The following is a 5,195-nucleotide window of genomic DNA, read 5'->3' on the forward strand; positions in this document are numbered from 1 at the left end:
TCCAGAGATATCGATCGACTGATCTCCACCACCGTCAGTAACAGTCAAAGTTGTTCCGTCAAAAGCAATACCTGTGTTGAATTCGTTGGTAGCATCAGCATCGGCATCATCAACGTTAAGCGTGATGGTGTTTCCATCTTCGATTTCGATATTACCCGCAGTACCGTCTGTAGAGATTTCTTGATCGTCCGTGCTTACGCCTGAGATGTCGATCGACTGATCTCCGCCGGCATCAGTTACGGTCAAAGTCGTACCATCAAAAGCAATACCTGTGTTGAATTCGTTAGTCGCATCAGCATCGGCATCATCAACGTTTAAGGTAATGGTGTTTCCATCTTCGATTTCAATATTACCAGCAGTTCCGTCGGTAGAGATTTCCTGATCGTCAGTACTTACCCCTGAGATATCGATGGATTGATCGCCACCACCGTCAGTTACGGTAAGGGTAGTTCCGTCAAAAGCGATTCCGGTGTTGAATTCGTTAGTTGCGTCAGCATCGGCATCATCAACGTTTAAGGTAATGGTGTTACCATCCTCGATCTCGATATTACCCGCAGTACCGTCTGTAGAGATTTCCTGATCGTCCGTACTTACTCCAGAGATATCGATCGACTGATCGCCACCTCCGTCAGTAACAGTCAAAGTTGTTCCGTCAAAAGCGATTCCGGTGTTGAATTCGTTCGTTGCATCCGCATCCGCATCATCAACGTTTAAGGTAATGGTGTTTCCATCCTCGATCTCGATATTACCAGCAGTACCGTCTGTAGAGATTTCTTGATCGTCAGTACTTACGCCTGAGATATCGATCGACTGATCTCCGCCGGCATCAGTAACGGTCAAAGTAGTTCCATCAAAAGCAATACCTGTGTTGAATTCGTTGGTAGCATCAGCATCGGCATCATCAACGTTTAAGGTAATGGTGTTTCCGTCTTCGATCTCGATATTACCGGCAGTTCCGTCGGTAGAGATTTCTTGGTCGTCCGTGCTAACACCAGAGATATCAATGGACTGATCGCCGCCGGCATCAGTTACGGTCAAAGTCGTACCATCAAAAGCAATACCTGTGTTGAATTCGTTTGTTGCATCAGCATCGGCATCATCAACGTTTAAGGTAATGGTGTTTCCATCCTCGATCTCGATATTACCAGCAGTACCGTCTGTAGAGATTTCTTGATCGTCCGTGCTTACGCCTGAGATGTCGATCGACTGATCTCCGCCGGCATCAGTTACGGTCAAAGTAGTTCCGTCAAAGGCAATACCTGTGTTGAATTCGTTTGTCGCATCAGCATCGGCATCATCAACGTTTAAGGTAATGGTGTTTCCGTCTTCGATCTCGATATTACCGGCAGTTCCGTCGGTAGAGATTTCTTGGTCGTCCGTGCTAACACCAGAGATATCAATGGACTGATCGCCACCGCCATCAGTAACGGTCAAAGTTGTTCCGTCAAAAGCGATTCCGGTGTTGAATTCGTTAGTCGCATCAGCATCGGCATCATCAACGTTTAAAGTAATGGTGTTACCATCCTCGATCTCGATATTACCCGCAGTACCGTCTGTAGAGATTTCCTGATCGTCCGTGCTTACCCCTGAGATATCGATCGACTGATCGCCACCTCCGTCAGTAACAGTCAAAGTTGTTCCGTCAAAAGCGATTCCGGTGTTGAATTCGTTCGTTGCATCCGCATCCGCATCATCAACGTTTAAGGTAATGGTGTTTCCATCCTCGATCTCGATATTACCAGCAGTACCGTCTGTAGAGATTTCTTGATCGTCAGTACTTACGCCTGAGATATCGATCGACTGATCTCCGCCGGCATCAGTAACGGTCAAAGTAGTTCCATCAAAAGCAATACCTGTGTTGAATTCGTTGGTAGCATCAGCATCGGCATCATCAACGTTTAAGGTAATGGTGTTTCCGTCTTCGATCTCAATATTACCGGCTGTTCCATCAGTTGAGATTTCCTGATCATCAGTACTCACTCCAGAGATGTCAATGGACTGATCGCCACCACCGTCAGTAACGGTAAGGGTAGTTCCGTCAAAAGCGATTCCGGTATTGAACTCGTTGGTTGCGTCAGCATCTGCATCGTCTACGTTTAGAGTGATGGTGTTCCCATCTTCGATCTCGATATTACCAGCAGTTCCATCCGTTGAAATTTCTTGGTCGTCCGTGCTAACACCAGAGATATCAATGGACTGATCGCCGCCGCCGTCAGTAACGGTCAAAGTCGTACCATCAAAAGCAATACCTGTGTTGAATTCGTTGGTAGCATCAGCATCGGCATCATCAACGTTTAAGGTAATGGTGTTTCCATCCTCGATCTCGATATTACCCGCAGTACCGTCTGTAGAGATTTCTTGATCGTCCGTGCTTACGCCTGAGATGTCGATCGACTGATCTCCGCCGGCATCAGTTACGGTCAAAGTCGTACCATCAAAAGCGATTCCGGTGTTGAATTCGTTAGTCGCATCAGCATCGGCATCATCAACGTTTAAGGTAATGGTGTTACCATCCTCGATCTCGATATTACCCGCAGTTCCGTCGGTAGAGATTTCCTGATCGTCAGTACTTACCCCTGAGATGTCGATGGATTGATCACCTCCGCCATCAGTTACGGTAAGGGTAGTTCCATCAAAAGCGATTCCGGTGTTGAATTCGTTTGTCGCGTCAGCATCGGCATCGTCTACGTTAAGCGTGATGGTGTTTCCATCTTCGATTTCGATATTACCCGCAGTACCGTCTGTAGAGATTTCTTGATCGTCCGTACTTACTCCAGAGATATCGATCGACTGATCGCCACCACCGTCAGTTACGGTAAGGGTAGTTCCGTCAAAAGCGATTCCGGTGTTGAATTCGTTAGTCGCATCAGCATCGGCATCATCTACGTTAAGCGTGATGGTATTTCCGTCTTCGATCTCGATATTACCGGCAGTTCCGTCGGTAGAGATTTCCTGATCGTCCGTGCTTACCCCTGAGATATCGATGGACTGATCGCCGCCACCGTCAGTAACAGTCAAAGTTGTTCCGTCAAAGGCAATACCTGTGTTGAATTCGTTGGTAGCATCAGCATCGGCATCATCAACGTTTAAGGTAATGGTGTTTCCATCTTCGATTTCAATATTACCCGCAGTACCATCGGTAGAGATTTCCTGATCGTCCGTGCTTACCCCTGAGATATCGATGGACTGATCGCCACCTCCGTCAGTAACAGTCAAAGTTGTTCCGTCAAAAGCGATTCCGGTGTTGAATTCGTTTGTTGCATCAGCATCGGCATCATCAACGTTTAAGGTAATGGTGTTTCCATCTTCGATCTCGATATTACCGGCAGTTCCGTCTGTAGAGATTTCTTGATCGTCCGTGCTTACTCCTGAGATGTCGATGGACTGATCGCCACCACCATCAGTAACGGTAAGTGTGGTTCCGTCAAAAGCGATTCCGGTGTTAAACTCATTAGTTGCATCGGCATCCGCATCGTCTACGTTCAAAGTAATGGTGTTACCATCTTCGATCTCAATATTACCAGCGGTACCGTCGGTAGAGATTTCCTGATCGTCCGTGCTTACCCCTGAGATGTCGATGGATTGATCACCACCTCCGTCAGTTACGGTAAGGGTAGTTCCATCAAAAGCGATTCCGGTGTTGAATTCGTTGGTTGCATCAGCATCGGCATCATCTACGTTAAGCGTGATGGTGTTTCCATCTTCGATTTCAATATTACCCGCAGTACCATCGGTAGAGATTTCCTGATCGTCCGTGCTTACCCCTGAGATATCGATGGACTGATCGCCACCTCCGTCAGTTACGGTAAGGGTAGTTCCATCAAAAGCGATTCCGGTGTTGAATTCGTTAGTTGAATCGTTGTCTAAATTGTCTGGAACATCTACGCTGTAAGGGTCTGCGGCTGTCCCAGTTCCATTGATCGTGGTGTTCTGACCATCGACTATAATAGTTTCTGATCCGTCGACAGCCCCAACTATATCTAAGTCAGTAGCGGTTCCATTTTCATCAGTATAAGTTAAAATTCCAGTGGTCGGATTGAACTCTAAGTCGGTTACCGTCTCGTAGTTGTCGATGATCGTTGCCAGGTCGATTACCGTATCCGCTCCATCCTCATCAGTGTACGTAAGTGTGCCGTCTCCGTTATCAGAAAGGGTAGTTAAGGTCTCAAAGTTGTCAATGGCAGCAAAGACGTTGAAGGTAGTATCATCACCGTTCTCGTCGGTATAGGTCAATAGGCCAGTGGTTCCATCAAAGTCAACGACAGTTACAGTCTCATAATTGTCAATGATGGTGGCTAAGTCAATTACCGTATCCGCTCCATCTTCATCAGTGTAGGTCAAAGTACCATCGCCGTTATCAGAAAGGGTAGTTAAGGTCTCAAAGTTGTCGATGGCGGCAAGGACATTGAAAGTGGTATCATCACCGTTTTCGTCGGTGTAAGTCAATAGACCAGTAGTTCCATCAAAGTCAACGACAGTTACGGTCTCGTAGTTATCGATGATTGTTGCCAGGTCAATTACTGTATCTGCACCGTCTTCATCCGTATAGGTCAAAGTACCATCGCCGTTATCAGAAAGGGTAGTTAAGGTCTCAAAGTTGTCGATGGCAGCAAACACGTTGAAGGTAGTATCATCACCGTTCTCGTCGGTATAGGTCAAAAGACCTGTCGTCCCATCAAAAGCTACAACAGTTACGGTCTCGTAGTTATCGATGATTGTTGCCAGGTCGATTACCGTATCCGCTCCATCTTCATCAGTGTAGGTCAAAGTACCATCGCCGTTATCAGAAAGGGTAGTTAAGGTCTCAAAGTTGTCGATGGCAGCAAACACGTTGAAGGTAGTATCATCACCGTTCTCGTCGGTATAGGTCAAAAGACCTGTCGTCCCATCAAAAGCTACAACAGTTACGGTCTCGTAGTTATCGATGATTGTTGCCAGGTCGATTACCGTATCCGCTCCATCCTCATCGGTATACGTAAGTGTACCGTCACCGTTGTCAGAAAGGGTAGTTAAGGTCTCAAAGTTGTCGATAGCGGCAAGGACATTGAAAGTGGTATTATCACCGTTTTCGTCGGTGTAAGTCAATAGACCAGTAGTTCCATCAAAGTCAACGACAGTTACAGTCTCATAATTGTCAATGATGGTGGCTAAGTCAATTACCGTATCCGCTCCATCTTCATCAGTGTAGGTCAAAG

At 46.6% G+C, this 5,195-nt stretch carries 1 protein-coding gene; it reads right to left on the minus strand.

Annotation, left to right across the window (positions count from 1 at the left end):
- The coding region (locus POW22_RS03710) for a beta strand repeat-containing protein (RefSeq protein ID WP_419180993.1) at positions 1 to 5,195 on the minus strand (5,195 nt) is incomplete at both ends.

This window comes from Gilvibacter sediminis, from assembly GCF_028561565.1.
Classification (GTDB): domain Bacteria; phylum Bacteroidota; class Bacteroidia; order Flavobacteriales; family Flavobacteriaceae; genus Gilvibacter; species Gilvibacter sediminis.